General features: G+C 70.2%; 27 protein-coding genes. 11 read left to right on the plus strand and 16 right to left on the minus strand.

Translation table 11 applies throughout. The annotated features are described in order from the left end of the window. The first annotated feature begins 33 nt into the window (after window positions 1-33). Both ACWGSM_RS10530 and ACWGSM_RS10535 read left to right on the plus strand, forming a co-directional pair. On the plus strand, window positions 34-1,533 hold the full coding sequence (locus ACWGSM_RS10530) for a S8 family peptidase (protein ID WP_452322870.1): 1,500 nt from the start codon (window positions 34-36) through the stop codon (window positions 1,531-1,533). Window positions 1,534-1,620: 87 nt separating this feature from the next. Then, window positions 1,621-3,039, plus strand: a complete 1,419-nt coding sequence (locus ACWGSM_RS10535) for an aminopeptidase P family protein (protein WP_452322871.1) — start codon at window positions 1,621-1,623, stop codon at window positions 3,037-3,039. A gap of 367 nt (window positions 3,040-3,406) precedes the next feature. Here the strand turns inward: ACWGSM_RS10535 and ACWGSM_RS10540 are convergent, their stop codons facing one another. Continuing rightward, window positions 3,407-4,105 (minus strand): helix-turn-helix transcriptional regulator, encoded by a 699-nt coding sequence (locus ACWGSM_RS10540; RefSeq protein ID WP_452322872.1) that lies wholly within the window; start codon window positions 4,103-4,105, stop codon window positions 3,407-3,409. A gap of 73 nt (window positions 4,106-4,178) precedes the next feature. Between ACWGSM_RS10540 and ACWGSM_RS10545 the strand changes: the two genes are divergently transcribed. Next, complete coding sequence (locus ACWGSM_RS10545) at window positions 4,179-4,910, plus strand: alpha/beta fold hydrolase (protein WP_452322873.1); 732 nt, start codon at window positions 4,179-4,181, stop codon at window positions 4,908-4,910. A gap of 84 nt (window positions 4,911-4,994) precedes the next feature. Here ACWGSM_RS10545 and ACWGSM_RS10550 read toward each other — a convergent pair whose 3' ends face one another. Beyond that, on the minus strand, window positions 4,995-5,351 hold the full coding sequence (locus ACWGSM_RS10550; RefSeq protein ID WP_452322874.1) for a hypothetical protein: 357 nt from the start codon (window positions 5,349-5,351) through the stop codon (window positions 4,995-4,997). A 331-nt stretch (window positions 5,352-5,682) separates the two neighbouring features. Here ACWGSM_RS10550 and ACWGSM_RS10555 point away from each other — a divergent pair, with 331 nt between their 5' ends. After that, on the plus strand, window positions 5,683-6,564 hold the full coding sequence (locus ACWGSM_RS10555; protein WP_452322875.1) for a DUF222 domain-containing protein: 882 nt from the start codon (window positions 5,683-5,685) through the stop codon (window positions 6,562-6,564). A gap of 256 nt (window positions 6,565-6,820) precedes the next feature. On the opposite strand, the gene ACWGSM_RS10560 is transcribed toward ACWGSM_RS10555, so the two are convergent. From ACWGSM_RS10560 to ACWGSM_RS10570, 3 genes are read right to left on the minus strand one after another with little or no spacing between them, the layout of a single operon-like run. Then, entirely contained in the window at window positions 6,821-7,486 is a 666-nt protein-coding gene (locus ACWGSM_RS10560) for an alpha/beta hydrolase family protein (protein WP_452322876.1), read from the minus strand. Beyond that, the gene (locus ACWGSM_RS10565; RefSeq protein ID WP_452322877.1) at window positions 7,486-7,893 is read right to left on the minus strand and encodes a hypothetical protein; all 408 of its coding nucleotides are present in this window, start codon (window positions 7,891-7,893) and stop codon (window positions 7,486-7,488) included. The genes ACWGSM_RS10560 and ACWGSM_RS10565 overlap by 1 nt, the downstream gene beginning before the upstream one ends. Further along, window positions 7,890-8,858, minus strand: coding sequence for a general stress protein (locus tag ACWGSM_RS10570; RefSeq protein WP_452322878.1), 969 nt, complete (start codon window positions 8,856-8,858; stop codon window positions 7,890-7,892). The genes ACWGSM_RS10565 and ACWGSM_RS10570 overlap by 4 nt, the downstream gene beginning before the upstream one ends. Before the next feature lie 76 nt (window positions 8,859-8,934). Here ACWGSM_RS10570 and ACWGSM_RS10575 point away from each other — a divergent pair, with 76 nt between their 5' ends. The 3 genes from ACWGSM_RS10575 to ACWGSM_RS10585 are packed head-to-tail and all read left to right on the plus strand — an operon-like array spanning window position 8,935 to window position 11,832. After that, on the plus strand, window positions 8,935-10,194 hold the full coding sequence (locus ACWGSM_RS10575) for a magnesium transporter MgtE N-terminal domain-containing protein (protein ID WP_452322879.1): 1,260 nt from the start codon (window positions 8,935-8,937) through the stop codon (window positions 10,192-10,194). Further along, the gene (locus tag ACWGSM_RS10580) at window positions 10,194-10,724 is read left to right on the plus strand and encodes a DUF1003 domain-containing protein (protein ID WP_452322880.1); all 531 of its coding nucleotides are present in this window, start codon (window positions 10,194-10,196) and stop codon (window positions 10,722-10,724) included. The genes ACWGSM_RS10575 and ACWGSM_RS10580 overlap by 1 nt, the downstream gene beginning before the upstream one ends. After that, entirely contained in the window at window positions 10,711-11,832 is a 1,122-nt protein-coding gene (locus tag ACWGSM_RS10585) for an Mrp/NBP35 family ATP-binding protein (RefSeq protein WP_452322881.1), read from the plus strand. Before ACWGSM_RS10580 ends, ACWGSM_RS10585 begins: the two co-directional genes overlap by 14 nt. A 6-nt stretch (window positions 11,833-11,838) precedes the next feature. Here ACWGSM_RS10585 and ACWGSM_RS10590 read toward each other — a convergent pair whose 3' ends face one another. After that, on the minus strand, window positions 11,839-12,225 hold the full coding sequence (locus ACWGSM_RS10590; RefSeq protein WP_452322882.1) for a Sec-independent protein translocase TatB: 387 nt from the start codon (window positions 12,223-12,225) through the stop codon (window positions 11,839-11,841). Between the two features lie 87 nt (window positions 12,226-12,312). Between ACWGSM_RS10590 and ACWGSM_RS10595 the strand changes: the two genes are divergently transcribed. Further along, window positions 12,313-12,945 (plus strand): O-methyltransferase, encoded by a 633-nt coding sequence (locus ACWGSM_RS10595; RefSeq protein WP_313356743.1) that lies wholly within the window; start codon window positions 12,313-12,315, stop codon window positions 12,943-12,945. A 110-nt stretch (window positions 12,946-13,055) separates the two neighbouring features. On the opposite strand, the gene ACWGSM_RS10600 is transcribed toward ACWGSM_RS10595, so the two are convergent. The 3 genes from ACWGSM_RS10600 to dapE form a co-directional block, all read right to left on the minus strand. Continuing rightward, entirely contained in the window at window positions 13,056-13,226 is a 171-nt protein-coding gene (locus ACWGSM_RS10600; protein WP_071644972.1) for a DUF3117 domain-containing protein, read from the minus strand. An 80-nt stretch (window positions 13,227-13,306) separates the two neighbouring features. Continuing rightward, a complete protein-coding gene (locus ACWGSM_RS10605) occupies window positions 13,307-14,521 on the minus strand; it encodes a hypothetical protein (protein WP_452322883.1) in 1,215 nt (404 codons plus the stop codon). Beyond that, window positions 14,503-15,576, minus strand: coding sequence for a succinyl-diaminopimelate desuccinylase (gene dapE, locus ACWGSM_RS10610; RefSeq protein WP_452322884.1), 1,074 nt, complete (start codon window positions 15,574-15,576; stop codon window positions 14,503-14,505). Before dapE ends, ACWGSM_RS10605 begins: the two co-directional genes overlap by 19 nt. Window positions 15,577-15,640: 64 nt before the next feature. On the opposite strand from dapE, the gene dapD reads away from it, so the two are divergent. Together dapD and ACWGSM_RS10620 are read left to right on the plus strand one after the other, a co-directional pair. Then, window positions 15,641-16,594: a 2,3,4,5-tetrahydropyridine-2,6-dicarboxylate N-succinyltransferase gene (gene dapD, locus ACWGSM_RS10615; RefSeq protein ID WP_452322885.1), complete on the plus strand. Its 954-nt coding sequence runs from the start codon at window positions 15,641-15,643 to the stop codon at window positions 16,592-16,594. A 197-nt stretch (window positions 16,595-16,791) separates the two neighbouring features. Continuing rightward, window positions 16,792-18,297: a DEAD/DEAH box helicase gene (locus ACWGSM_RS10620; RefSeq protein WP_452322886.1), complete on the plus strand. Its 1,506-nt coding sequence runs from the start codon at window positions 16,792-16,794 to the stop codon at window positions 18,295-18,297. A 122-nt stretch (window positions 18,298-18,419) separates the two neighbouring features. Here ACWGSM_RS10620 and ACWGSM_RS10625 read toward each other — a convergent pair whose 3' ends face one another. From ACWGSM_RS10625 to ACWGSM_RS10650, 6 genes are all read right to left on the minus strand, one after another. Continuing rightward, entirely contained in the window at window positions 18,420-19,709 is a 1,290-nt protein-coding gene (locus ACWGSM_RS10625; protein WP_313358197.1) for a citrate synthase, read from the minus strand. A 157-nt stretch (window positions 19,710-19,866) separates the two neighbouring features. Next, complete coding sequence (dapC, locus tag ACWGSM_RS10630) at window positions 19,867-20,979, minus strand: succinyldiaminopimelate transaminase (RefSeq protein ID WP_452322887.1); 1,113 nt, start codon at window positions 20,977-20,979, stop codon at window positions 19,867-19,869. Beyond that, window positions 20,980-21,300 (minus strand): ferredoxin, encoded by a 321-nt coding sequence (gene fdxA / locus ACWGSM_RS10635; protein WP_452322888.1) that lies wholly within the window; start codon window positions 21,298-21,300, stop codon window positions 20,980-20,982. 4 nt (window positions 21,301-21,304) lie between these two features. Then, the gene (locus ACWGSM_RS10640; RefSeq protein ID WP_452322944.1) at window positions 21,305-21,712 is read right to left on the minus strand and encodes a histidinol dehydrogenase; all 408 of its coding nucleotides are present in this window, start codon (window positions 21,710-21,712) and stop codon (window positions 21,305-21,307) included. Window positions 21,713-21,765: 53 nt separating this feature from the next. Beyond that, entirely contained in the window at window positions 21,766-22,080 is a 315-nt protein-coding gene (locus ACWGSM_RS10645) for an AzlD domain-containing protein (RefSeq protein ID WP_452322889.1), read from the minus strand. Further along, window positions 22,077-22,805 carry an AzlC family ABC transporter permease gene (locus ACWGSM_RS10650; protein ID WP_452322890.1) on the minus strand — a complete coding sequence of 243 codons (729 nt, stop codon included), beginning with the start codon at window positions 22,803-22,805 and terminating at the stop codon, window positions 22,077-22,079. The genes ACWGSM_RS10645 and ACWGSM_RS10650 overlap by 4 nt, the downstream gene beginning before the upstream one ends. A 65-nt stretch (window positions 22,806-22,870) precedes the next feature. Here ACWGSM_RS10650 and ACWGSM_RS10655 point away from each other — a divergent pair, with 65 nt between their 5' ends. Continuing rightward, entirely contained in the window at window positions 22,871-23,416 is a 546-nt protein-coding gene (locus ACWGSM_RS10655; RefSeq protein ID WP_452322891.1) for a helix-turn-helix domain-containing protein, read from the plus strand. A 17-nt stretch (window positions 23,417-23,433) separates the two neighbouring features. Here the strand turns inward: ACWGSM_RS10655 and ACWGSM_RS10660 are convergent, their stop codons facing one another. Beyond that, a complete protein-coding gene (locus tag ACWGSM_RS10660) occupies window positions 23,434-24,315 on the minus strand; it encodes an aggregation-promoting factor C-terminal-like domain-containing protein (RefSeq protein WP_452322892.1) in 882 nt (293 codons plus the stop codon). Between the last annotated feature and the right edge of the window lie 116 nt (window positions 24,316-24,431).

Genomic DNA, 24,431 nt, shown 5'->3' on the forward strand with positions numbered 1-24,431 from the left:
TCACAGCCGGTCTTCCGAAGATGAAAGGCCGTCATGACTCCCCAATCCAGACGCCGAACACTGCGCAGCATCGTCGGCACCGCCGCCGTGCTGGGACTCGTCCTCGCGGGCGGACTCAGCGCGAACGCTGCCACCTCCGAGCCCTCGACCCCGGTGCCGATCCTGCCGCCGGACGGCACCGTCATGAGCTACGTCGTCAACATCGGCCAGGCGAATCCCGGTCAGACCCGCAAGGCGGAGAAGGCGGTCGTCGCCGCCGGCGGCGTGGTCGTGCAGAGCTGGCCGCAGATCGGCGTGATCGTCGCGCAGTCCGACCGTGCGGCGTTCCGCGATGCCGTCAGGGTCACCGGCAAGAACGTCGTCGCATCGGTCGGCGCCACGCGCACCGCCGAGGTGAAGGACAAGGTCACCGGTCCCGGCGTACCGTGGGGTCCCGGATCGTCCGGCTGGAACCAGGGCAAGAACAAGCCGGTCAACGGAGACGAGCCGTCGACGCCGATCCCCGGTTCGGGTGACGAGCAGTACACGTCGCTGCAGTGGGACATGCGGATGATCCAGTCCGACCAGGCCAACCTCGTCACCGACGGCAGCCGCAACGTGCTCGTCGGCGTCCTCGACTCGGGAATCGACCCGAACCATGTCGACCTCAAGGCGAACATCGACGTCGCCAACTCGGTCAACTGCACGGTCGGCGGTCGCCCCGACCAGTCCGCGACGGGCTGGTATCCGACCACGTCCGACCACGGCACGCATGTCGCCGGCACGATCGCCGCGGCACGCAACGGCGTCGGTATCGTCGGCGTCGCACCCAACGTGCGCCTGGCATCGGTGAAGGTCGTCAACGATGACGGATACATCTACCCCGAGTACGCCATCTGCGGTTTCATGTGGGCCGCGCAGCAGGGCATGGACGTCACCAACAACAGCTACTACGTCGACCCGTTCGAGTTCTGGTGCGCTGACCAGGCCGATCAGGGCGCTGTCCAGGAGGCCGTCCGGCGTGCGGTGAACTGGTCGGCCGACAAGGGTGTCGTCAGCGCCGCGGCGGCCGGCAACTCCGCGCTCGATCTGAGCACCAACACGGTCGACAACGGCAGCCCGAACGACGCACCGCAGCCGGTGGCGCGCACGATCAACTCGGGATGCCTCGACCTGCCGGCCCAGCTTCCGGGTGTGGTGACCGTGTCGTCGATCACCGAGTCAGGCCAGCTGTCGTCGTTCTCGAACCGCGGCCTCGGGCAGATCGACGTCGCGGCCCCCGGCTCGCGCATCGCGTCGACCGTCCCCGGCGGCTGGGCGTACAAGAGCGGCACGTCGATGGCTTCGCCCCACGTCGCCGGAGTGCTCGCACTGATGAAGTCGGTGCACCCCGAGCTGACCCCCGCGCAGATGGTCGACAAGCTGCGCGCAGACGCGACGGCCACCCCGTGTTCGCCGCCGCAGAGCAACAGGGGCGCGGCCTGCGTGGGCACGACCGAACTGAACAGCTACTACGGCCACGGCATCGTCGACGCGCTGAAAGCCGTGCAGTGATCTGACCGTCTCGTGACGGCCGAGAACCCCGGGTGATCATCACGATCGCCCGGGGTTCTCGGAGATCAGGAGTGAGAGGATGGATGCATGACCAGCGCAGAGACTGACGCCGCCGTCGAGACCCCCGCCGAGGCTGTCGCAGCGGAGAAGAACCCCCGCAAGCAGCCGTTCCCCCGAGGATTCCTCGACACCATCTCGACCGGATGGGCCGATCGCCCCGAATCCATGCCCGCGCCGCGCGCCCAGGCGCCGTACGCCGCCGCCCGCCGAGCGAAGGTCTCGGCTGCCTTCCCCGGCAAGCGCCTCGTCGTGCCGGCCGGCTCGTTCAAGCAGCGCAGCAACGACACCGACTACCCGTTCCGCGCGCACTCGGCCTTCGTGCACCTGACCGGGTGGGCGAACGAGTCCGAGCCCGACTCGCTGCTCGTCTTCGAGCCGACCGAGAACGGCCACGACGTCACGCTGTACTTCCGCGAGCGCGCCGACCGCACCACGAGCGAGTTCTACTCGGATGCCACGATCGGCGAGTTCTGGATCGGGCCGCGCCCGTCGCTCGCCGGCGTCGCCGCCGATCTCGACGTCGCGACCGCTCACATCGACTCCTTCGTCGCAGGAGGCGATGACCTCGTCGTCGACGCAGATGACGACCTCACCCGCTTCGTGTCGGAGCTGCGCCTCGTGAAGGACGAGTACGAGATCGCCGAGATGCGCCATGCGGTCGCGGTCACGGCATCCGGATTCGACGACATCATCCGCGACTTCGACCGCGCGATCGCGCACCCGCGCGGGGAGCGGATCGTCGAGGGTGTGTTCCACCAGCGCGCCCGCAGCGACGGGCACTGGGAGGGCTACGACACGATCGCCGCGTCCGGCCACCACGCCTGCTACCTGCACTGGACGCGTAACGACGGTGCGGTCCTGCCGGGCGATCTGATCCTGATCGACGCCGGTGTCGAGGTCGACAGCCAGTACACCGCCGACATCACCCGCACCCTGCCGGTGAACGGGACCTTCTCGGACGTGCAGCGCCGCGTGTACGAGGTCGTGCTCGAGGCCGCGGACGCCGCCTTCGCAGCGGCGAAGCCGGGCGTGAAGTTCCGCAGCGTGCACGAAGCCGCTATGGAGGTCATCGCCACGCGCGCCGCCGAGTGGGGCGTGCTGCCCGTTTCGGCCGACGAGGCCCTGGACGCCGACAACGGCGGCCAGCACCGTCGATACATGGTGCACGGCACCTCGCACCACCTCGGCATCGACGTGCACGACTGCGCACAGGCGCGGCGGGAGATGTACTACGACGGTGTGCTCGAAGAGGGCATGGTCTTCACGATCGAGCCTGGTCTGTACTTCCAGATCGACGATCTCACCGTGCCCGAAGAGCTTCGCGGCATCGGCGTGCGCATCGAGGATGACATCCTGATGACCGCCGACGGACCCGTGAACCTGTCGGCCGACATCCCGCGCACGGTCGAGGACGTCGAGGCGTGGATCGCGCGGTTGAAGGGCTGAGCGCCTGAGTCGGGTTCTCCTCGGGAGTCCATCTCGTCACGAGAAACGCTGTCTGACGTGATCTCTCCTGAGGCGGGTGGCTTCTCGACGCAGACTCCAACCCGGTGGTGGCCGAGCTCGGTCATCACCGGGGTTGGGCGCCCAGTCGCGGCCGCCGCCGGGATGTCGAGCAGGTCGCCGATGCGCAGCCTCCACTCCTCTCGCGTCATCCCGCCGGTGGTAACCGCGGCAAGCAACGCGGGTTCGAACGCCGTCGCGTGGATGCTGCCCGCGGCGAGCCCAAGCAGCGTCTCGATCTCCGAGACGGGCCGTGCGCCCGGTCCGAGAAAGCCCGACGGTCTTGGCGGGGAACGGCTGTCAGCCCGATCTACTGGCCGTGACCGTGAACGGGTCTGGCGTTTGCCGGGGATTCCCCGACTTCCCGGATGGTGTGGCCGCTGCAGGCCGTCTTGGTGACGGTGGCCCGCTCGATGCGCGACACGGCGAACCATCGCATCGCGTCGCGCAGAAGGCACCATCCGACCAAATACCACCGGCCGCCCGTCGACGCGAACAACACGGGTTCGACGTCGCGGGTGGTGGTGACGCCGTCCCGCGACGTGTAGCGGATGTGAAGCACCCTCTGCTCCATCATCGCCTCCTCCAGCGCCGACCGCAGGGAGCGAGAGGAAGAGGGAAGGGCATTGACCCAAACGCGGTCGGCGAGCTCGTCCGCCCGCGATCGGGTTCTGGGGTCAAGGACGTCCACGATCTTGCGGACACCGGCCTTCGCCAGATCGGCGTACGGTGCATCCGGCGCGGCGGACACCGCCGCCATGAGCGCCACGGCCTGCGCCGGAGACAAGCTGACGGGAGGCAGCGAACCGCCTTTCGCAAGCCCGTATCCGCCGCCCGGGCCAGGGCGAGACCAGATCGGCGCCCCGCTGTTCTCGAGCGCATCGAGGTCGCGCTTGACGGTGCGCACCGACACCTCGAACTCTCGCGCCAACCGTTCGGCCGAGACGCCCCGCGCTCCGCTGCGACGCAGCATCTCCGACAAGGCGTGCAATCGCTCGGCTCGCCTCACCGTTCAGATCTCAACAAATTCATGACATAGATGGTGACATGCTCTTGTCCATCTCGGCTGGGAGGCTTGTCACATGACTACCTCGACCAGCACTCCAACCGTCGTCCTCATCCCCGGCCATTGGCTGGGAGCATGGGCATGGGACGAAGTCCTCGTGCATCTCGAGACCGGCCGCACCCGCGCCGTGGCGATGACCCTGCCCGGGCTCGACGCAGACGACTCGGAGCGCACGGCGAAGACCATCGACGACCAGGTGGCGGCGATCCGAGCGGTGGTCGCCCGGCAGGACGATCAGCCCGTAGTCCTCGTCGGGCACAGCGGGGCCAACGCCCCCGTGAGCGTCTTCGTGGACCGGCATCCCGAGCTGGTCGCCCGGGTGGTGTGGGTCGACTCCGGTCCCGTGGCGAGCGGCAGTGCGTTCGCCGCCGACTTCCCGGCCGCACTCGAAGACCTGCCGCTGCCGTCGTTCGATGACCTCGCTCAGCAGGCGAGCCTTGACGGCCTGAACGACGAGAGCCTCGAGCATTTCCGGGCGAAGGCCGTCCCCGAGCCCGCCGCGGTGCTTCGCCAGTCCGTCGAGCTCACGAACGAGGCCCGCCGCCGCGTTCCGACGACACTGGTGTGCTGCTCCATCTCGGGCCAGCAGGTGACGCAGCTGGCGAAGACAGGCCACCCCATGTTCGCCGAGGTCGCGAACCTCGAGCATGTCGACGTCGTCGATCTTCCCACGGGGCATTGGCCCATGTGGAGCCGGCCCCAAGCCCTCGCCGAGATCATCGCCTCGGCTGCGTCCACCATCGACTGACTCGCGCAGGGGTCTTCCACGCTGCACCACCCCCGCGCGAGGCCCGTCGCGAGCATCTCGACAGTCGTTATACGTCTGTGACCTTCAAGGGTCGCAATCTGCTCGAATGTGCGTTCGAATGTCGGTGGTCCCTCGCACAATCGACTCATGGCCCTCTTCACCGACATCGACGCTCAGGTCGCGGTTCTGCGCGACCTGTTCGGCGCCGATGCGCAGGTGCAGGATCTGCCGGCGCGGATGTCGTCGTTTCCGGGCGACAAGCTGGTCGAGGCGCTGGGTGCGGCGGCGGCGCTGGTGCGCTCGGCGGAGCGGATCGGGATCGTGGGCGCGGGCATCGTCGCCGCCCGGTCCACGCGTGAGGCGGGGCAGGACGGGTTGGCGCAGTCCCGCGGACACCGCTCTCCCGCAGCGCTCGTACAGGAGCTCACCCGAAGCAGTCATGCCGACGCGCAGCGTCAGGTCCGGTTGGGGCAGTCGATCCTCGACAGCGGAGCTGCCGACGGAGGACCGAGCCCTGATACCGATGCAGGTGGCGGTGACGACGGCGGAACCGATTCCGCGTCAGGTCCGGATGCCGATGCAGGGCCGGCCGGTCTACCGCGCGCCCCTTGGTATGCCCCGTTGTCGGCGGCGCTGCTGCAGGGACGGATCTCCTCCGCGCAGCACGATGCGATCCAGCGCGGCCTCGGCCACCCGATCGATGACGCCGGCGACACGCACGCGGCCTGGAGTGCGGCGGCGGAGCATCTGATCGCCGACGCGACCTCCCGCAGTGGAGGAACTGCGCATCCAGGCCAGGGCGATCCGCGACCAGCTCGACCCGGACGGTGCCGAACGGCGCTTCACAGAACGATACGAGCGGCGCTCATTCCGCACGTGGACCGACGCGGACGGGATCGAGCACGGCCGGATCGAGTTCGAAGACGATGGCGCCGCCTGGATCCACGCCGTCCGCGACGCGGCGCTGCGCCCCAGGCGCGGTGGGCCGCGATTCGTGGACTCCGCGGAAAGCCGTCAGGCCGCCGACCTGGCAGCAGACACGCGCACCAACGACCAGCTCAGTTACGACCTGCTCATCGACCTGCTGCGAGCGGGAGCACTCGCCGACGCCGAGACGGTCTTCGGCACACGGCAAGCCGGCGTGCGGATCGTGCAGGTCATCGACGACTCAGGTGCCGGCGTGTCTGCCCGCACCGAGGACTACGGACACTCGCTCCCCGGGGCCGCGGTCGACAAACGCATATGCGACACGGGCGCAGTGCGAGTGACCGTCGATGCGTCCGGGAACCCGCTGGACGTCGGGCGGGAGCACCGCCTGTTCACACCGAGGCAGCGCATCGCACTCTCGATCCGTGACGGCGGATGCCGCTGGGCCGGCTGCGACCGCCCTGCCTCCTACTGCGAAGCGCACCACATCGACGAATGGGCGCTGGATGGCGGACGCACCGACATCGACCGCGGCATCCTGCTCTGCCGGCACCACCACATGCAGCTGCACCACGGCGGCTGGCGCATCACCCGCGACGGTCGGAGTGATTTCCTCCTGCACCCGCCTGGACGACGATCCGCCATCCCGCTACGGCCACGCGCAGCACTGACCGCCGCCTGGGCCCGCATCGACCCGCCACCCAAGCGGTTCAGACCCGCCGCCTGAAATCCTCAGCGCACCTGACACTCTGAGCGCACAGGTGGCAGCGCAGCCCCGACACGCCCATCGTTGCTGCGACTTGCGAACCGTCAACCTCGACGTGCTCAGCGCAGCCCTACGTGATCAGCGCAGCCCCACGTGCTCAGCGCAGTCCCACGTGCTCAGCACAGTCCCACGTGCTCAGCGCAGTCCCACGTGCTCAGCGCAGTCCCACGTGCTCGGCGAGCCTCGCCGGCCGTGCTCTGTCCGGCGCGGCGCGGTGTCAGCGCGGCTCGACCTCGTCGATGAACGCCACCACCAGCGGCGCCAGCTCCGCGCCGACGACGTCGGCAGGCCGCTTGGCGCCCTTCACCTCGAACGAGTGCCCGCCCCCGTCGATCCATGTGATCCGGGCATCCCGACACGACGCCACCGCCTCCTCCAGCTGCGACAGCGGCTGCACGAAGGGATCATTCGTGCCCTCCACGAACAGCTGCGGCGGGCGCACGATGGGCAGGTGCTCGACCCGCGGCTTATCGGGCTTGCCGGGCGGATGCAGCGGGTATCCGAGATAGAGGAGCCCATCCACCTCCAGCCCCTCCGAGACAGCCATCGACGCCATCCGGCCGCCGTACGACTTGCCGCACGCCCAGATCGCGGCTTCGGGCCGCTCGGAACGGATCGACGCCACCACGGCGCGCCAGGTCAGCACCGCATGTGCGGCAGGCCCGGGCATCCGCCGCCCCGCCTCGACGTACGGGAAGTTGAAGCGCACCGTCGTGAACCCCTCGGCACGCAGCGCCTCGGAGAAACCGATCAGGAACGGGTGATCCATACCCGCGCCGGCCCCGTGAGCGATCGCGACGACACCGCGCGAGGCTCCGCTCGGCTCCTCACAGGCCATCGTCACCGTCACCGGTCCCGACGGCAGCTGCACCGAGACGGCCATCAGACGCTCCGAGCGAACGGAAGGCGCACGATCTCACCGCGACGGGCGCGCCGCAGCGCGACGAGCACCACGACCAGATGCACGACGCAGACGATCACGTACAGCAGCAGCGGGATGCCCTGCGGCAGAAGACCCGACGCAGCGGCGCTCGGCTGCGTCAGCCGCACCAGCCCGACAGTGAGCTGCACGAGCAGCAGCGCCGTCGACACGACCAGGAACAGGCGGCCCCACGAACGTGCGAGAGCGGCGTTCTGCTTCGCCAGCGGCCCCTGGCGCGACAGCGATCCGTAGGCCGCGATCATCCCGCCGCCGGCGGCCAACGACCCCAAGAACGGAACCGGCAGCAGCACGAGCAGCCCGAGCGCCCACGCCGAAGCGCCCGTCGCCTGGCCGCTCGAGTCCGTCATCGCGGGTCGGTCGGGGTCGACAGGTCGCTGCCGATGCCGGGCTTCGGCGCAGCCGGGATGCCGGGTGCCGGGTCAGCGGCGCTCCCGGATGCTTCGATGCCGGGCTCCGCCCCCGGGAGCGGCGGCTTCGGCGGAACGACCGGTCCGCCGGTCGACCCCGGGGCCGGGTTCGGCGCAGGAGCAGGATCAGGATCAGGATCCGACCCGGGAACAGGATCCGACCCGGGAACAGGATCCGATCCGGGAGCGGCGGGGTCCGGGGCCTGCGCAGGATCCGGCGCAGGAGCAGGGTCCGCGACGGGCTGCGGCATCGGAGACACCGGGCCCCCCGGCGTCCCGGGACCGGATGCATCCGTCGGCCCGGCGGAGTCGCTGTGACCCACCGCACCCGCGGAACCACCCTGCCCGGCAGCACTCGAGCCGCCGTGCCCCGCAGGCGGAACACGCTCGCCGTACCGCGGCGGCTCGCTGAGATCCACCGGCGGACGCACCGTCTGCGACCGCTCCGGACCGACGACGCCACGCGCCTTGGTCAGTGACGCGGGCTGCACCCGCACCTCGTAGTGGTCGGCGAGCATCTGCATCATGCTCGCGAAGTCGCGACGACGGCGCACGATCGAATACGTCACGAGGCTCATGATCATGCCCAGCGCGACACCGATGAGCAGGAAGCCGAGGAAGAGCGAGATCGGGGCATCCGGGGTGCCGAACAGCATGACAGCCGACAGCAGCAGACCGATCAGCACGCCGTTGGTCGCCCCCGACCGCGCCGCAGCCGCGTATCCGAGCTTGCCGGTCACACGCTCGACCGTGCGCACACCCTCACCGACGATCGCGATGTCGCGCGCGGGCACCTCTCCCGCGATCAGCTTCGAGACGATCTTCTGGGCAGCCTCGTAATCCTTCGTCGAGGCGATCACCTCGCCGAGATCGGTGCTTTTTCCCGGTCGATTCAGCATGCTCATCCGGCCATTGTCCCATCGACCCCTATGCGACGTCACCCGCCCGGCCGACAGCGACCTCGCGGACTACGCTTGACGCGTGAGCACACAACGGGTCTTCGTCGCACGACTGGCAGGATGCGCCGTCTTCGACCCCGCCGGCGATCGCCTCGGCAAGGTGCGCGACGTCGTCATCGTGTACCGCAAGACGGCCTCGCCACGCGTCATCGGTCTCGTCGTCGAGATCCCCGGCCGCCGCCACGTCTTCCTCTCCATCGGACGCGTCACCTCCATCCGCGCCGGCCAGGTCATCACCACCGGCCTCATCAACGTGCGTCGCTTCCAGCCCCGCCCCGGCGAGGTGCGCGTGGTCGCCGAGTTCCTCGGCCGCCGGGTCAGCCTCATCGACGGCGGCGCCACCGCCGTAGTCGAAGACGTCGCGATCGAGCAGGACCGACACGGCGAATGGGGAATCACCCAGCTGTTCCTTCGCAAGGCGAAGTCCAGCGCGTCGCCGTTCGCGAAAGGTCCGACGACATTCGCCGCGTGGAACGAGGTCGCCGAGCTGCGAGAGCCCGGCGAGGCGCAGTCCGCCGAGCAGCTGGTCGCCACATACTCCGAGCTGCACGCCGCCGACCTCGCCACCACCCTGCTCGACCTTCCCCAGGAGCGACGGATCGAGGTCGCCGAGGAGCTGCCCGACGAGCGACTTGCCGACGCGCTCGAGGAGATGCCCGAAGACGACCAGGTCGGCATCCTCGATCGGCTGGGCGACAAGCGCGCCGCGGACGTGCTCGACGAGATGGAGCCAGACGACGCCGCCGACCTGCTCGCCCAGCTGCCGCCGGAGCGACTCGAGCACCTGCTCACCCTGATGGACCCGGAAGAGGCCGAGGACGTCCGCAAGCTGCTGCGCTACGGCGCCGACACCGCCGGCGGACTGATGACCCCCGAGCCGATCATCCTGTCGGCCGACGCAACCGTCGCCGAAGCGCTGGCGCTCATCCGTCGCCACGAGCTGCACCCGGCCCTCGCCGCAGCCGTGTTCGTCACGCTGCCGCCGTTCGAGACCCCGACGGGGCGCCTGCTCGGCGTCGTGCACTTCCAGAAGATGCTGCGCTATCCCCCGCACGAGCGGCTCGGCGCGATCCTCGACGAGTCCGTCGAGCCGGTCGCCGTCACCGCGTCGGCGGCCGAGGTCGCGCGCATGCTCGCCAGCTACGACCTCGTCTCGCTCCCCGTGATCGACACCGCCCACCGCCTGGTGGGCGCCATCAGCGTCGACGACGTGCTCGACTACCTGCTGCCCGACGACTGGCGCACCCATGACGCCGACGAGCCGACAGCGGGAATCCGATGATGGCGCGTCCGTCGCGCTCCGCGCGCCTCGACACCCCGGGCACCCGCGGCGTCTCGCGCCCCCCGACGCCGTCGCGCGACCGGTTCGGACGGTTCACCGAGTGGGTCGCTCGAGCGATGGGCACCCCGACCTTCCTCACGATCCTCACTCTGTTCTGCGCGCTCTGGATCGGCTACACGCTGCTGGCCGAGCAGAACGGGTGGTGGCGCTTCGACTCCGCCGCGCTGGGCTTCACCGCCCTCACGCTGATCCTGTCGCTGCAGGCCTCGTACGCCGCTCCCCTCATCCTGCTCGCGCAGAACCGCCAGGACGACCGCGACCGCGTGCAGATCGAGCAGGACCGTCAGCGCGCCGAGCGCAACCTCGCCGACACCGAGTACCTCGCCCGCGAGATCGTCGCGCTGCGCATGGCCCTCGAGGAACGCTCGAACCAGCAGATCACCCGCGACGCGCTGCGTCAGGAGCTGAAAGCGCTGCTCGCCGACCTCAGCGACGACAGCGCAGCCGAGAACAGCCATGACGCTCGCTGACCGCGTGCGCACGGCTGTCGCCGCCGTCACCGACCCCGAGCTGCGCCGCCCGATCGGCGACCTCGACATGGTGCGCGACATCTCCGTCGACGGCACGGCCGCGCGGGTCGGGATCGTGCTCACGATCGTCGGATGCCCCGCCGCCCAGCACATCGAGCAGGATGTCCGGGATGCCGCGGCATCCATCCCCGGCATCGACGAGGTCACCGTCGACGTCGGCGTCATGACCCCCGACGAGCGGCGCGCGCTCACCGAGAAGCTGCGCGCGGGTCGCCCCGCCCGGCAGATGCCGTTCGGACCGGACTCGCTGACGCGGGTGATCCTCGTCTCGAGCGGGAAGGGCGGCGTCGGCAAGTCCACCGTCACCGCGAATCTGGCCGTCGCACTCGCCCGTCAGGGGCTCCGGGTCGGACTGGTGGATGCCGACGTGCACGGCTTCTCGATCCCGGGGCTGCTCGGCATCGCGCCCGGCACGCAGCCCACCCGCATCGACGACCTCATGCTGCCGCCGGTCGCACACGACGTGAAGACCGTGTCCATCGGCATGTTCCTGCGCGACGGCGAAGCCGTGGTCGCGTGGCGCGGGCCGATGCTGCACCGCACCGTGCAGCAGTTCCTCACCGACGTGTTCTTCGGCGACCTCGACGTGCTGCTGATCGACATGCCCCCGGGCACCGGAGACATCGCGATCTCGATCGGCCAGATCCTGCCGCACGCCGAGGTGATCGTGGTGACCACCCCGCAGCCGGCGGCGGCCGACGTCGCGATCCGCAGCGGACTCGTCGCCAGGCAGACCGGTCAGTGGGTGATCGGTGTGATCGAGAACATGGCGGCGTTCGCCCTGCCCGACGGAACTCTGCTCGACCTGTTCGGCGAGGGCGGCGGCGCCGAGGTGGCGAGGGCTCTCAGCACCGACGGCGATGACGTTCCGCTGCTGGCATCCATCCCGCTCAGCCCGGCGCTGCGCCGGGGCGGCGACCAGGGCGTACCGGTCGTGCTCGGCGATCCCGACGACATCGCGGCACGCGCCATCGTCGATGTCGCCGAGCGGATCGCCCACCGCGGTCGGGGGCTGTCCGGCCGTGCGCTTCCGCTGCGGCTCGGCTGAGCGCGGTCAGGTGGCCTCGACGTCGAACGGCGGCGGGGTCTGGCGGGAGAAGTACGTGCGCGTCATGCGCGGCCGCACTGGGGCGACCGGATCGGTGGCGACGGCCGGCGCGGACACCGGCTTCGCCTCGAACTCCGGTTCTTCGAAGAGCGCGTCGCGGATGATCCGGCGCGGGTCGTACTGGCGCGGATCGAGCTTGCGCCAGTCGACCTCGTCGATCTCAGGGCCGAGCTCGTCGCGCATCCTGCTCTTCGTGTCGCGGAGGTACTCCCCCGCGCGGCGTACGAACTTCGCGAACGATTCCGCGGCCTTCGGCAGACGCTCGGGGCCGATGATGATGACAGCGATAAGCCCGATCAGCAGCAGCTTGTCGAAGGTCAACCCCAGTTCCATCCCCCCAGGCTACCCGCCGCGCCTCCCCGCGTGATCCGCCGCCGCCGCTTACGCTGGTGAACACAAGCTTTTCCGAGGAGAGACCCCATGAGCGAGCACGACGCGAACGCCCGTTTCGCACGAGAGACGATCGTGGAACCCGCCGCGATCGCACGCGCGCGCGCCCACGCCCTGGAACTCGGAGCCGCCCCGATCAGCGCAGCGGTGGGCGCGCAGAGCGCGGTGCTGGCCGCCGCCAGCGCCGCGCGATCGATCCTTGAGATCGGCACCGGCGCTGGAGTCTCCGGCCTGTGGCTGCTGCGCGGAGCGCCGCAGGCGGTGCTGACCACCATCGACAACGAGCGCGAGCACCTCGCAGCCGCTCGCCAGGCATTCGCCGACGCGCGCATCCCCGCTGCCCGCGGCCGCTTCATCACGGGCCGGGCGGCCGACGTGCTGCCGCGCATGAACGAAGGCGCATACGACATCGTCTTCATCGACGCCGACGCCGAGAACGTCATCGAGTACGTCGAGCACGGCCTGCGTCTCGTACGCACGGGCGGCCTGGTGCTCGTGCCGCGTGTGCTGCAGGGCGGCCGCGTCGCCGACCCGGTGCAGCGCGACGCGGTGACCAGCGCCTACCGATCGCTGGTGCAGGAGACCCAGGAGTCGCAGGCGGTGCTCGCCGCCCTCTCGACCGTCGGCGAGGGACTGCTGCAGCTCGCCCGCATCGCCGAGTAGACCCGGCTCGCGGGTGCCTGCCGATCACGCGCCGCGCAACAGGCACCGGGCGGGCTGAAACAGCAGAGGGGCGGTGGATCCGCAGATCCACCGCCCCTCTCATCGGAAGGTCAGGCGCTCACGACGGCACCCAGCACGTCGTGAAGCTCCTTCGCCTCTGCGTCGTTCACGGAGACGACAAGACGGCCGCCGCCCTCGAGCGGAACCCGCACGATGATGAGTCGCCCCTCCTTCACGGCCTCCATCGGTCCGTCGCCGGTCCTCGGCTTCATCGCTGCCATCGTGGCACCCTTTCCCTCGGTGGTATACCTCAAGTTTATCGGTACCCTTCGCCTTCGGCGTTACGCGCGTCACATCCGGGTCACGGGATCTGCCAGAACGTCTGCGCCGAGCCGTACATCGCGAGAATCCAGACCCACTGCAGCAGCAGGCACACCAGCAGCACCCCCCACCGATACGCCCGCGAACGCGGCACCGCGACGGCTCCTGCGAGCGGGGTCAGCGGGAAGAGCAGGCGGAAGGTGCTCGACTGCGGGAAGAACACCGCCAGCAGGTACAGCAGGTAGCTCGCACTCCAGAGCCGGATGTCGAGGCCGAGCCGCCGCACGCTGCGCGCGCGCAGCAGGGCGTACGCCGCGCCGATCACCAGAACCGCGAGGATGACCCAGCCCGCCCATGCGGGCATCCCCCACTGCTCGGCCCAGAACTCGGCACCGCGTACGAAACCCTCGAACGGGATGAAGTCCTCAGACGCGTCGCTGAGCCAGTTGCGGCGCCACGACAGCTCTGTCTTCAGGTACCCGCCGGGATCGCCCGTGACGACCCCGGTGATCACCTGCCACGAGAAGCCGACAACCGTCGTCAACGCGCCGAGCGCGACGATGTGCACGATGTCCTTCACCGGCAGCGGATGCCTGTGACGCGTGGCCCACCGCGAGATGCCGTGCAGGCCGAGGAACAGCGCGAACGCCAGCACTCCGGGCCGAGTGAAACCCATCACCGGGATCACGAGGTACAGCCACCGGTACCGGTGTCGCGACACGAGGTCGATCGCCACGAGCAGCAGCAGCACGAACAGGCTCTCGGCGTACCCCACCTGGAACAGGGCGGCCAGCGGCCCGCTCGCGAAGAACGCCACCGCCCACACTGCCGCGGTCGCCCCGATCCGGGTCCGGAGCAGCCGGAACAGGGCGAGACAGGCGAGGTAGCCCGACACGAGCGACACCAGCACCGCCCCGGCCCCCCAGTCGCCCAGACCCGCGACCTGCGCGAGGTATGCGTACACCGGCATGAACGCCCAGGCGTTCTCGAGAACCTGACCGGCGTCGTTCACCGGCAGCACGTCCGGGTAGCCGAGAACCGCGACCGTCCAGTACCACTGGGCGTCCCAGCCGAGGGCGTAGTCGCCCAGCGTCGGCGCCACCCCGAACCGGGATGAGACGCTCGAGCCGGCCGCGGCGAGCATGAAGAGCCCGGTCGTCACCAGCCGCGACAGCAGGTAGATGATCGCGATACGGGCGGGGAACGGAGTGCGCGCCCAGCCGCGCAGTGCGCCGGTCAGGACGCGGTGAGCCACGCGCGCAGTCCGCGTTCGACGTCCGCGATCTGCTCGACCGGCACGCGCTCCTCATCGTGGTGTGCGAGGTGCGGATCGCCGGGGCCGTAGTTCACGGCGGGAACACCCATCGCCGAGAAGCGCGCGACATCGGTCCAGCCGTACTTGGCGTGCGCCTCTCCCCCGACGGCCGTGAGGAACTGCTGAGCGATCGGCGCGTCCAGGCCGGGACGAGCGCCGCCGGCCGCGTCGAGGACGTCGACCTCGAACCCCGCGAATGCCGCGCGCACGTGGTCCTCCGCGTCGGCCACGCTCTTGCTCGGCGCGAAGCGGTAGTTGACCTCGACCTCGCACAGGTCGGGGATGACGTTGCCGGCGACGCCGCCCCGGATGCTGACCGCGTTGAGCCCCTCGCGATAGCCCAGGCCTTCGACCGTGACCTCACGGGCCCGGTACTCGGCGAGCCGGGTGAGGATCGGCGCTGCGGCGTGGATCGCGTTCTCGCCGATCCAGGAGCGCGCGCTGTGCGCGCGAACGCCGTGCACGCGAACGACCGCGCGCAGCGTTCCGTTGCATCCGCCCTCGACGCGTCCGTCGGACGGCTCGCCCAGGATGGCGAAGTCGGCGGCGAAGAGATCGGGGCGCGCCTGGGCGAGCAGGTTGAGACCGTTCAGCGAGGCGTCCACCTCCTCGTTGTCGTACCACATCCAGGTGATGTCGACCGAGGGGTCGGTGAGCTCGGCGGCCAGCTTGAGCTGCACCGCCACGCCGGCCTTCATGTCGACCGTGCCGCGCCCCCACAGGTATCCCGCGCCGTCGATCTCGACGTCGCGGGTGGGCACGTTGCCGTTGATCGGCACGGTGTCGATGTGCCCTGCGATGACCACGCGCTGCGCCCTGCCGAGAGCCGTGCGGGCGACGACGGTGTTGCCGTGACGCACAACCTCGAGATGCGGGTACGTCCGCACCGCCGCCTCGATCTCGTCTGCCAGCGGCGCCTCGCCGCCGGACACACTCGGGATGTCGCAGATCGTGCGGGTGAGCTCGAGAGAGGATGCAGTCAGATCCAGCGCCATGCGCCCAGCCTAGCCACGCCGACACATCCCGCCGCGAATGAGCGTGGCACCGTACCGTAGAGGCATGAGCACTGCACGCACGGTCTGGGGCGTCGGCCTGAGCACGATCGCGTCCGACGGCACCGTCCTCGATGCCTGGTACCCCGAACTCGGGCTCGGCGCCCAGGAGCCCGACGATGCCGCAGCTGCGGCATCCGCGTGGGGCGCCTTCGCCGACGACGACGAGCGCCGCGGAGTGACGGTCGAGTTCGTTCAGCTCTCCGTCGACCTCGACACGCCGGTCGCATCCACCGCTGACGCGTATCTGCGCCTGCACGCCCTGTCGCACCTGCTGGTTCGTCCCAACGAGCTCAGCCTCGACGGCATCTTCGGGCACCTGCCCACCGTGGCGTGGACCAACGCCGGGCCCATGCATCCGGCCGATGCGGCGAGACTGCGGCCGGTGCTGCAGAGGCACGGCATCCAGGTGCAGGGGCTCGACAAGTTCCCGCGCCTCACCGACTACGTGCAGCCCGCCGGCGTGCGCATCGCCGACGCGTCGCGGGTTCGCCTCGGCGCCCACCTCTCCCCCGGGACGACGGTGATGCACGAGGGCTTCGTGAACTTCAACGCCGGCACCCTCGGCGCCTCGATGGTGGAGGGACGCGTCTCGCAGGGCGTCGTGGTCGGTGACGGCAGCGACATCGGCGGCGGCGCATCGATCATGGGCACCCTCTCGGGCGGCGGTCAGCACCGCGTCTCGATCGGCGCACGCACGCTGCTGGGAGCGAACGCGGGCATCGGGATCTCGCTCGGCGACGACTGCATCGTCGAGGCCGGGCTGTACCTGACCGCGGGAACCAAGGTCATCGTCGCCGACGCCCCGGCCTCGCCGGAGGGCGGGCGTCAGACGATCAAGGCCGCCGAGCTGTCGGGCCGCAGCGGGTTGCTGTTCCGTCGCAACTCGCTGAGCGGCGCGGTCGAGGTCGTGCAGCGCTCGGGCCACGGGGTGACGCTGAACGAGAAGCTGCACGCCTGATCACGGTGCACGTTCAGGCCCGCGCCCACGCCTGCTGTTAGTGTGGAACCCGACGCCCCTCGCGAAGCGAGACGTCTGCGTCGTCGAAATCCTTCCGCACCGGCATCCGGTCGCGGTACTCGAGCGGCGAAACGATGCGCGATCCCGCGCCGTCGCCCCCTTCCGCAGCCATGCTGCGCCTTCCCGGAGATACTCCTATGCCTTCCTTCCTCGATCTCGGCGTACCCGCCGCGCTGGCCGACGTTCTGGCCGCCGACGGCAAGACCGAGGCGTTCGCCATCCAGCGCGACACGCTTCCCGACTCCCTCGCGGGTCGCGACCTGCTCGGCCGCGGCCGCACCGGCAGCGGCAAGACCATCGCCTTCGCGCTGCCCCTGGTGGCCCGCCTGTCGGCATCCGGCACTCGCCGCCAGCCCGGCCGGCCGCGCGGACTCGTGCTCGCGCCGACCCGCGAGCTCGCCACGCAGATCGCCGCGACCATCAAGCCGCTCGCCGAGGCCGTAGGCATGCGCGTCACCACGGTGTTCGGCGGTGTCTCGCAGCGCCCGCAGGAGCAGGCGCTGCGCGGCGGCGTCGACATCGTCGTGGCGTGCCCCGGCCGCCTCGAAGACCTCATGAAGCAGGGCGTCGTCTCACTCGGTGCCGTCGAGGTCGCCGTGCTCGACGAAGCCGACCACATGGCCGACCTGGGCTTCCTGCCGGGCGTCACCCGCATCCTCTCGGCCACTCCGGCCGGAGGGCAGCGCCTGCTGTTCAGCGCCACCCTCGACCGCGGCATCGACTCGCTCGCGAAGCGGTTCCTCAGCAACCCGGTCAGCCACGAGGTCGACGAGGCCAGCGTGCCCGTCGGCGAGATGACGCACCGCGTGCTCATCGCGTCTGACGCGGATGCCAAGAAGAAGCTCGTCGAGGACCTCGCCTCGGGTCTGGGCCGTCGGATCCTGTTCACCCGCACCAAGCACCACGCCAAGAAGCTCGCCAAGCAGCTGACCTCGGCGGGAATCCCGTCGGTCGACCTGCACGGCAACCTCGGGCAGAACGCGCGCGAGCGCAACCTCGCCGCGTTCGGCGCCGATCCGGCGAACGGCGGCGTGCGTGTGCTCGTCGCCACTGACGTCGCCGCGCGCGGCGTGCACGTCGACGACGTCGAGCTGGTCGTGCACGTCGACCCGCCCGTCGAGCACAAGGCGTACCTGCACCGCTCCGGCCGCACCGCTCGTGCGGGTGCCGCCGGCACCGTGGTCACGCTGATGCTGCCCGAGCAGCGCCGCGACGTGAAGGACATCCTGCGCAAGGCGCAGATCGCGGTGGGCCTGGAGGACGTCACTCCCGCCATCGTCGACGAGCTCGTCGGCGAGCGCGCCGCGAAGGTCAAGACGGTCCTGGTCGCTCCGCAGCAGAACAAGCCGAAGGCGAAGCCGGCGCAGCAGTCGGGCGGCCAGACCGGCGCACGCTCCGGCTCGGGCCGCCGTCGCTCTGGTCGCACCGGCGACACGGTCCAGCGCACGGATGCAGGTCGCGAGCGCGGCCGCACGCACGCCCAGAGCAGCCAGCCGCGCTACTCCACGCAGACCGGAGCCCCGGCGAGCCAGCAGCGCCAGGGCGACCACGGCGCCGCGCGCCCGTCGTCGACGGGGCAGCAGCACGGCGCGGGTCGCGCGCGCACCGGCTCGCGCCGGGCCAGCCGCCCGCAGGGCCTCTGACGCACAGCTCCTCCGACTGCTCACGAGAGCGGCCCGTCACGGAATTCCGTGACGGGCCGCTCTGTTGTGGTGCGTGCTCTGAGCTAGCGGGACGCGACCGCGAGCGCGGCTCCCCCCGCGACTCAGCGCGTCGGGAAGGAGCGCTCCGGCGAGCCGACGTACAGCTGCTGCGGGCGACCGATCTTGGTCTGCGGGTCGAGGTTCAGCTCACGCCACTGCGCCAGCCAGCCGGGCAGCCGACCGATCGCGAACAGCACGGTGAACATACGCGTGGGGAAGCCCATCGCCTTGTAGATCACACCGGTGTAGAAGTCGACGTTCGGGTACAGCCGGCGCTCTTTGAAGTAGTCGTCGGCGAGCGCGATCTCCTCGAGCTCCTTGGCGAGGTCGAGCAGCGGATCGGTCACGCCGAGCTCGGAGAGCACCTCGTCGGCGGCCTCCTTGACGAGCTTCGCGCGCGGATCGTAGTTCTTGTAGACGCGGTGCCCGAAGCCCATCAGCTTCACACCGGCTTCCTTGTTCTTCACGCTCTCGACGAAGCGCTGCACGCTCTGTCCCGATTCGCGGATCTGGCCGAGCATGGTCAGCACCGCCTCGTTCGCGCCGCCGTGCAGCGGTCCGGAGAGGGCCTGGATGCCGGCCGAGATCGATGCGAACTGGTTGGCGCCGGTCGAGCCGACCAGACGCACCGTCGACGTCGACGCGTTCTGCTCGTGGTCCTCGTGCAGGATCAGCAGCAGCTCGAGCGCCTTCGACATCACCGGGTTGACCTCGTACGGCTCGCTGTGCACGCCGAAGTTGAGCTTGAGGAAGTTGTCGACGAAGCTCAGCGAGTTGTCGGGGTACAGGAACGCCTGACCGACGCTCTTCTTGTGCGCGTAGGCGGCGATGACCGGCAGCTTGGCGAGCATGCGCACCATGTTCAGCTCGACGTGCTCGGGGTTGTGCGGGTCGGTCTGGCCCTCGTAGTAGGTCGACAGCGCGGCGACCGCTGACGACAGCACCGCCATCGGGTGGGCGGTGTGCGGGAGGGCTGAGAAGAAGTGCTTGAGATCTTCGTGCAGCAGGGTGTGCCGGCGGATCTTCTCGTCGAACTCGGCGAGCTCGGTCGCGGTGGGCAGCTCGCCGTAGATCAGCAGCCACGCCACCTCGAGGTAGCTGCAGTTCTTCGCGATCTGCTCGATCGGGTATCCGCGGTAGCGCAGGATGCCCTGATCGCCGTCGATGAAGGTGACGGCCGACTTGGTGGACGCGGTGTTGACGAAGCCGTAGTCGAGCGCCGTGTACCCGGTCTGACGCGTGAGCGTCGAGAAGTCGATGCTGTCGGTGCCGCTGCTTGCGCGCACGACGGGGAACTCCGCCGTGGTGTCGCCGATCGAAAGAGTCGCCTTCTCGGGCTGAGCTGCGCTCACGCCAACCTCCTGCTGCGTTCGTGTCGTCGTGGGCGATGAGAGACGCACGCAGCGCCGGTCCAGCAGACCACATCGCCTCTACAGCCTAGCCGCGACCTGAGCCTACTGTGACATCCGCCAAGAGATGTGCGTCATCACCGGGCGGTGCGCACAAAAGTCATCGATCTGCGACGACCAGACGCGCTGCCGCCTGCTGCACCCGCTCCAGCGGAGCGGTGAGCGAGAGGCGCACGTGCTGTGCGGAGTGGTCGCCGTAGAAGTGGCCGGGCCCGGCCAGGATGCCGAGGGATGCCAGGCGATCCATCGACTCCCAGGCGTCGCGTCCCTCGGTGGCCCACAGGTACAGGCCGGCCTCGGAGCCGTCGATGCGGAACCCCGCCTCGACGAGCGAGGGCAGCAGCACCTCGCGGCGCTGACGGTAGAGCTTCTTCTGCGCGGCGACGTGCTCGTCGTCGCGCAGGGCCACGGCCATCGCGTGCTGCACGGGTGCGGGCGGCATCAGTCCGAGGTGCTTGCGCGCCGCGAGGATGTCGCCGATCAGCGTCGAGCAGCCGGCGATGAACGCGGCGCGGTAGCCGGCGAGGTTGGACTGCTTGCTCAGCGAGTAGACGCTGAGCAGGTTCGCACGACTGCCGTCGGTGACCCGCGGATCGAGCACAGACGGGATCGCCTCGCTCTGCCAGGGGCCGTCCCAGCCGAGCTCGGCGTAGCACTCGTCGCTCGCCAGCACGGCGCCGAGCTCTCGCGCCCGGCGCACGGCGGCGCGGAGAGCCTCGACGTCCCAGGTGCGGCCGTCAGGGTTTCCAGGGCTGTTGATCCAGATGAGCTTCGTACCCTCGGGCCATTCCGCCGGGTCGTCGGCGGCGACAGCCGTGGCGCCTGCTACCGCCGCACCGATCGCGTAGGTCGGGTAGGCGACGCGAGGGTGCACGACGACGTCGCCGGCCCCGAGGCCGAGCAGGAGGGGCAGCAGCGCGACGAGCTCCTTCGAGCCGATCGTCGGCATGACGTTCGCTTCGGTGAGGTCGGGGACCCCGCGCCTGCGCGCGTACCAGTCGACGATGGCCTGGCGCACGTCGCTCGTGCCGACGGTCTGCGGGTAGGCGTGCGCGTCCGTCGCCTCGGCGAGTGCCCGGCGGATCACCTCGGGCGTGGGGTCGACCGGCGAGCCGATCGACAGATCGACGAGTCCGTCGGGATGCCGGGCCGCCCGCTCGCGGTAGGGAACCACCGCATCCCAGGGATAGTCCGCCAGGTCCCGGACTCCCACTCAGTCCCCCTGCGGCGGCAGGGCGCTGACCACAGGGTGATCGAAATCGTAGACGCCGACCTTCGACGCGCCACCCGGAGAGCCGATCTCGTCGAAGAACTCCACGTTGGCCTTGTAGTAGTCGGCCCACTCCTCGGGCAGGTCGTCTTCGTAGTAGATCGCCTCCACCGGGCAGACCGGTTCGCAGGCGCCGCAGTCCACGCACTCGTCGGGGTGGATGTACAGCATCCGCTCGCCTTCGTAGATGCAGTCCACGGGGCATTCGTCGATGCAGGCGCGGTCCTTGACATCGACGCAGGGAAGGGCGATCACGTACGTCACGGCTTCAGTCTACGGCCCCTCGGCTCGCCTCGCCCCGCGGTGCGGCCGCACTCGCGGACAGCTCCCGGAGCCGGCGGGTGTCCGGCCAGGCCACAATGAGCATGACGATGCCCGCCGCGACGTACATCCAGATGTTGCCGAGCGCGGTGTTCGGCACGACGATCGATCCCCCCGGCCCGCGCTGCGAGATCACCAGAAGCAGCGCCATCATGCCCAGCCCCGCGGCGAGCGCCGCCCAGCGATCGCCGGTGAGAGCGCGCAGCGCGACGAGCAGGGCGGCGCACGCGATGCCCCCCAGGATCAGGCCCACGGGGACGGGCCCGATCGTGAAGCTGTGCGCGATGGTCGCGGCGACGCCGTAGACGGCCCCGACCAGGGCCGCGGCCAGCCAGGAGAGGCCTCGGGAGAGCATTCTGCGCACGGATCGAGCCTACTGCGCGCCGCTCTCCCCTACCTGAGCAGCACTCACCCGGCGAGGCCGACCATGCGCAGCAGCGCCGCGACAGCGGCGGCGGCGAACACGACGACGAGGAACGACTGCCGCATCCACAGCAGACCGGCGGCGACGAGCACGGCCGGCACCCGGGCATCCACCATCACGGCCTGACCTGCGCCCAGACTCTGCACCGCGACCAGCGCACCCAGCAGCGCGACGGTGAGCAGATCCGAGATCCGTGCGGGTCTCGGCGCCTCGAGCAGTCCGGCCGGCACCAGGTATCCGGCCGCCTTCAACCCGACACAGACGCAGGCGGCGAGCAGCACCGCGCTCCAGACGGTCATCGAGATGCCTCCGCGGTCGTGTCGGGGCGGCCGAGCCAGTTGAACCAGCCGACCACGATCGCGACGAGCGCGGCGACGAGCACCGGAAGACCCGGCATGAGGAAGGGCGTGAGGCCGGCGGCGACGACTGCGGCGGCCACGCCGACAGCGACCGCCTGACGCTCCCGGAGCCGGGGCCACAGCAGCGCGAGGAACGCGGCGGCGGCCGCCGCATCGAGCCCCCATGCTTTCGGGTCGCCGAGCACGTCCCCGAGCAGGGCGCCCGCGAGCGTGGTGAGGTTCCAGCCGACGAGCACTCCGAGGCCGGTGAGCCAGAATCCCAGCCGACGCAGCCGGGGCGTCCCCTGAGAGATCGCGACGGCCGTCGACTCGTCGATGGTGACGTGCGCGGCGGCAGCCCGGCGCCAGAAGCCGTCGCCGATGATCGACGACATGCGCATGCCGTAGGCGACGTTGCGCACACCGAGCAGCGCGGCGGAGGCGACCGCCGAGGGCAGCGCGGCGATGCCGCCCGCGCCGAACACGCCGATGAAGGCGAACTGCGACCCGCCGGTGAACATCAGCAGGCTCAGCACGCACGTCTGCCAGACGTCGAGACCGGATGCCACCGACAGGGCGCCGAACGAGATGCCGTACGCGCTGGTGGCGACGGCGACGCCGAGTCCCTCGCGCCAGACTTCCCGGAGGGCGTGATCCTGTTCCCGTGTTCGCTCTGCTGAACGCATGAACAGCATTCTGAACAGGTGAACCTGTTCAGTCAAATCGAACGATCGTTTGTCATACTGAACGCATGGACCTGCGTGAACGACTCGCCCTCTCCCTGCGCCGCGAGCGGGAGGGTGCCGGCCTGTCGGTCTCGGAACTGGCCCGCCGCGCGCGCGTCTCCAAGGCGACCGTCTCGCAGCTCGAGAGCGGCTCGGGCAACCCCAGCGTCGAGACGCTGTGGGCCATCGGCGACGCACTGGGCGTGCCGTTCGCGACTCTCGTCGACGACCGTGCGCCCGCGGCGCGGCTCATCCGCGTCGGAGATCACGCGGGCGTGCCGTCGGCGGCATCCCCCTATCTCGCCACGCTGCTGTCGGCCGCCGCCCCCGGCACGCGGCGCGACATCTACCTCATCCAGGCGGAGCCGGGCGAGCCGAGGCGCTCGCTGCCGCACCACGCGGGCACGACCGAGCACGTCGTGCTGATCAGCGGCGAGGCGCTGGTCGGGCCGAACGACGCACCCGAGCTGCTGCACCCCGGCGACTACCTGTCGTACGCGGGCGACGCGCCGCACATCTTCGAGGCGCACAGCCCCGGCACCAGCGCGGTGCTGGTGTCGGAGCTGCGCTGACCCGCCGCGTCAGCGGCTCAGTACCAGTTCATCGCCTGCGAGTGGCCCCAGGCCGAGCACGGCGAGCCGTACACGCCGTCGATGTAGCCGAGGCCCCAGGCGATCTGCGTCGCCGCGTTCGTGCGCCAGTCGGCACCGGCCGACGCCATCTTGCTGCCGGGCAGCGACTGCGGGATGCCCGTGGCTCCGCCGTTGGAGTTGTAGGCCTGGTAGTTCCAGCCCGACTCCTTGGTCCACAGCTTCGCGAGGCACGAGAACTCGCCCTCGCCCCAGCCGTAGCGCTCGGCCGCCATGGCACGCGCGGTCGCCTTCGCGCCCTCGGGGGTGTTGGCCGTGGCCAGACGGGCCCGCTCCTCGGCTGCTCGCCGTGCCGCCTCCTCGGCGGCGATGCGCTCGGCTTCGGCCTTCGCGCGGGCGGCCTCCTCGGCCACGCGGACGGCCTCGGCTTCCTTCCCGGCGGTCAGCGCGTTCTGCAGGTCGGCGGTCTTCGACTGCACGATGGTGGTGCCGCGCACGACGTCGGCGGTGAGATCGGCGACCTCCTCGGACGACAGCTGATCGGCCCTGGCGAGACTCTTCACGTCGGCGATCAGGTCGCTCAGGCCCACCTCGGTGCGCTCGGTCGGCAGCGCGAAGTCCACCTGCGCCACTACGTTGTTGAGCGACTCGGCGTTCACCAGGGCGATCTTGCCGTCGTCTGCGGCATCGGCGGCCTGCTCGAGAGCCTGCTCGGAGGGGATGGCGCCGAGCGCCGCGGGAGCGAAGATCGCGCCGGCGGCGGCGGTGGCCGCCAGCACGGCACCGACCGCGACGGCGATGAGCGGACGACGCATGCGCGTGTGAGCGGATGCGAGGTGTGCGACCCGCTGAGACGCACGCGTGTTCTGGATATCGATCATGGGGTGAGGTTCGACCTTCGGGTTGTCGACGGCCCGGACCCTCACGGGGCGCGCTCGTGGGAGCGACGTTTCCCGGGCACGAGATACAAGCCTGCGCCCCGCACCTGGACGAAACC

The sequence above is a fragment of the Microbacterium sp. NPDC055521 genome (assembly GCF_053619695.1).

Coding starts and splice junctions, on each gene's coding strand:
- ACWGSM_RS10530 (WP_452322870.1), top strand. CDS start 34: ATGACTCCCCAATCCAGACGCCGAACACTGCGCAGCATCGTCGGCACC.
- ACWGSM_RS10535 (WP_452322871.1), top strand. CDS start 1,621: ATGACCAGCGCAGAGACTGACGCCGCCGTCGAGACCCCCGCCGAGGCT.
- ACWGSM_RS10545 (WP_452322873.1), top strand. CDS start 4,179: ATGACTACCTCGACCAGCACTCCAACCGTCGTCCTCATCCCCGGCCAT.
- ACWGSM_RS10550 (WP_452322874.1), bottom strand. CDS start 5,351: ATGACTGCTTCGGGTGAGCTCCTGTACGAGCGCTGCGGGAGAGCGGTG.
- ACWGSM_RS10560 (WP_452322876.1), bottom strand. CDS start 7,486: ATGGCCGTCTCGGTGCAGCTGCCGTCGGGACCGGTGACGGTGACGATG.
- ACWGSM_RS10565 (WP_452322877.1), bottom strand. CDS start 7,893: ATGACGGACTCGAGCGGCCAGGCGACGGGCGCTTCGGCGTGGGCGCTC.
- ACWGSM_RS10570 (WP_452322878.1), bottom strand. CDS start 8,858: ATGAGCATGCTGAATCGACCGGGAAAAAGCACCGATCTCGGCGAGGTG.
- ACWGSM_RS10580 (WP_452322880.1), top strand. CDS start 10,194: ATGGCGCGTCCGTCGCGCTCCGCGCGCCTCGACACCCCGGGCACCCGC.
- ACWGSM_RS10585 (WP_452322881.1), top strand. CDS start 10,711: ATGACGCTCGCTGACCGCGTGCGCACGGCTGTCGCCGCCGTCACCGAC.
- ACWGSM_RS10590 (WP_452322882.1), bottom strand. CDS start 12,225: ATGGAACTGGGGTTGACCTTCGACAAGCTGCTGCTGATCGGGCTTATC.
- ACWGSM_RS10595 (WP_313356743.1), top strand. CDS start 12,313: ATGAGCGAGCACGACGCGAACGCCCGTTTCGCACGAGAGACGATCGTG.
- ACWGSM_RS10600 (WP_071644972.1), bottom strand. CDS start 13,226: ATGGCAGCGATGAAGCCGAGGACCGGCGACGGACCGATGGAGGCCGTG.
- dapE (WP_452322884.1), bottom strand. CDS start 15,576: ATGGCGCTGGATCTGACTGCATCCTCTCTCGAGCTCACCCGCACGATC.
- dapD (WP_452322885.1), top strand. CDS start 15,641: ATGAGCACTGCACGCACGGTCTGGGGCGTCGGCCTGAGCACGATCGCG.
- ACWGSM_RS10620 (WP_452322886.1), top strand. CDS start 16,792: ATGCCTTCCTTCCTCGATCTCGGCGTACCCGCCGCGCTGGCCGACGTT.
- ACWGSM_RS10640 (WP_452322944.1), bottom strand. CDS start 21,712: ATGCTCTCCCGAGGCCTCTCCTGGCTGGCCGCGGCCCTGGTCGGGGCC.
- ACWGSM_RS10645 (WP_452322889.1), bottom strand. CDS start 22,080: ATGACCGTCTGGAGCGCGGTGCTGCTCGCCGCCTGCGTCTGTGTCGGG.
- ACWGSM_RS10650 (WP_452322890.1), bottom strand. CDS start 22,805: ATGCGTTCAGCAGAGCGAACACGGGAACAGGATCACGCCCTCCGGGAA.
- ACWGSM_RS10655 (WP_452322891.1), top strand. CDS start 22,871: ATGGACCTGCGTGAACGACTCGCCCTCTCCCTGCGCCGCGAGCGGGAG.
- ACWGSM_RS10660 (WP_452322892.1), bottom strand. CDS start 24,315: ATGATCGATATCCAGAACACGCGTGCGTCTCAGCGGGTCGCACACCTC.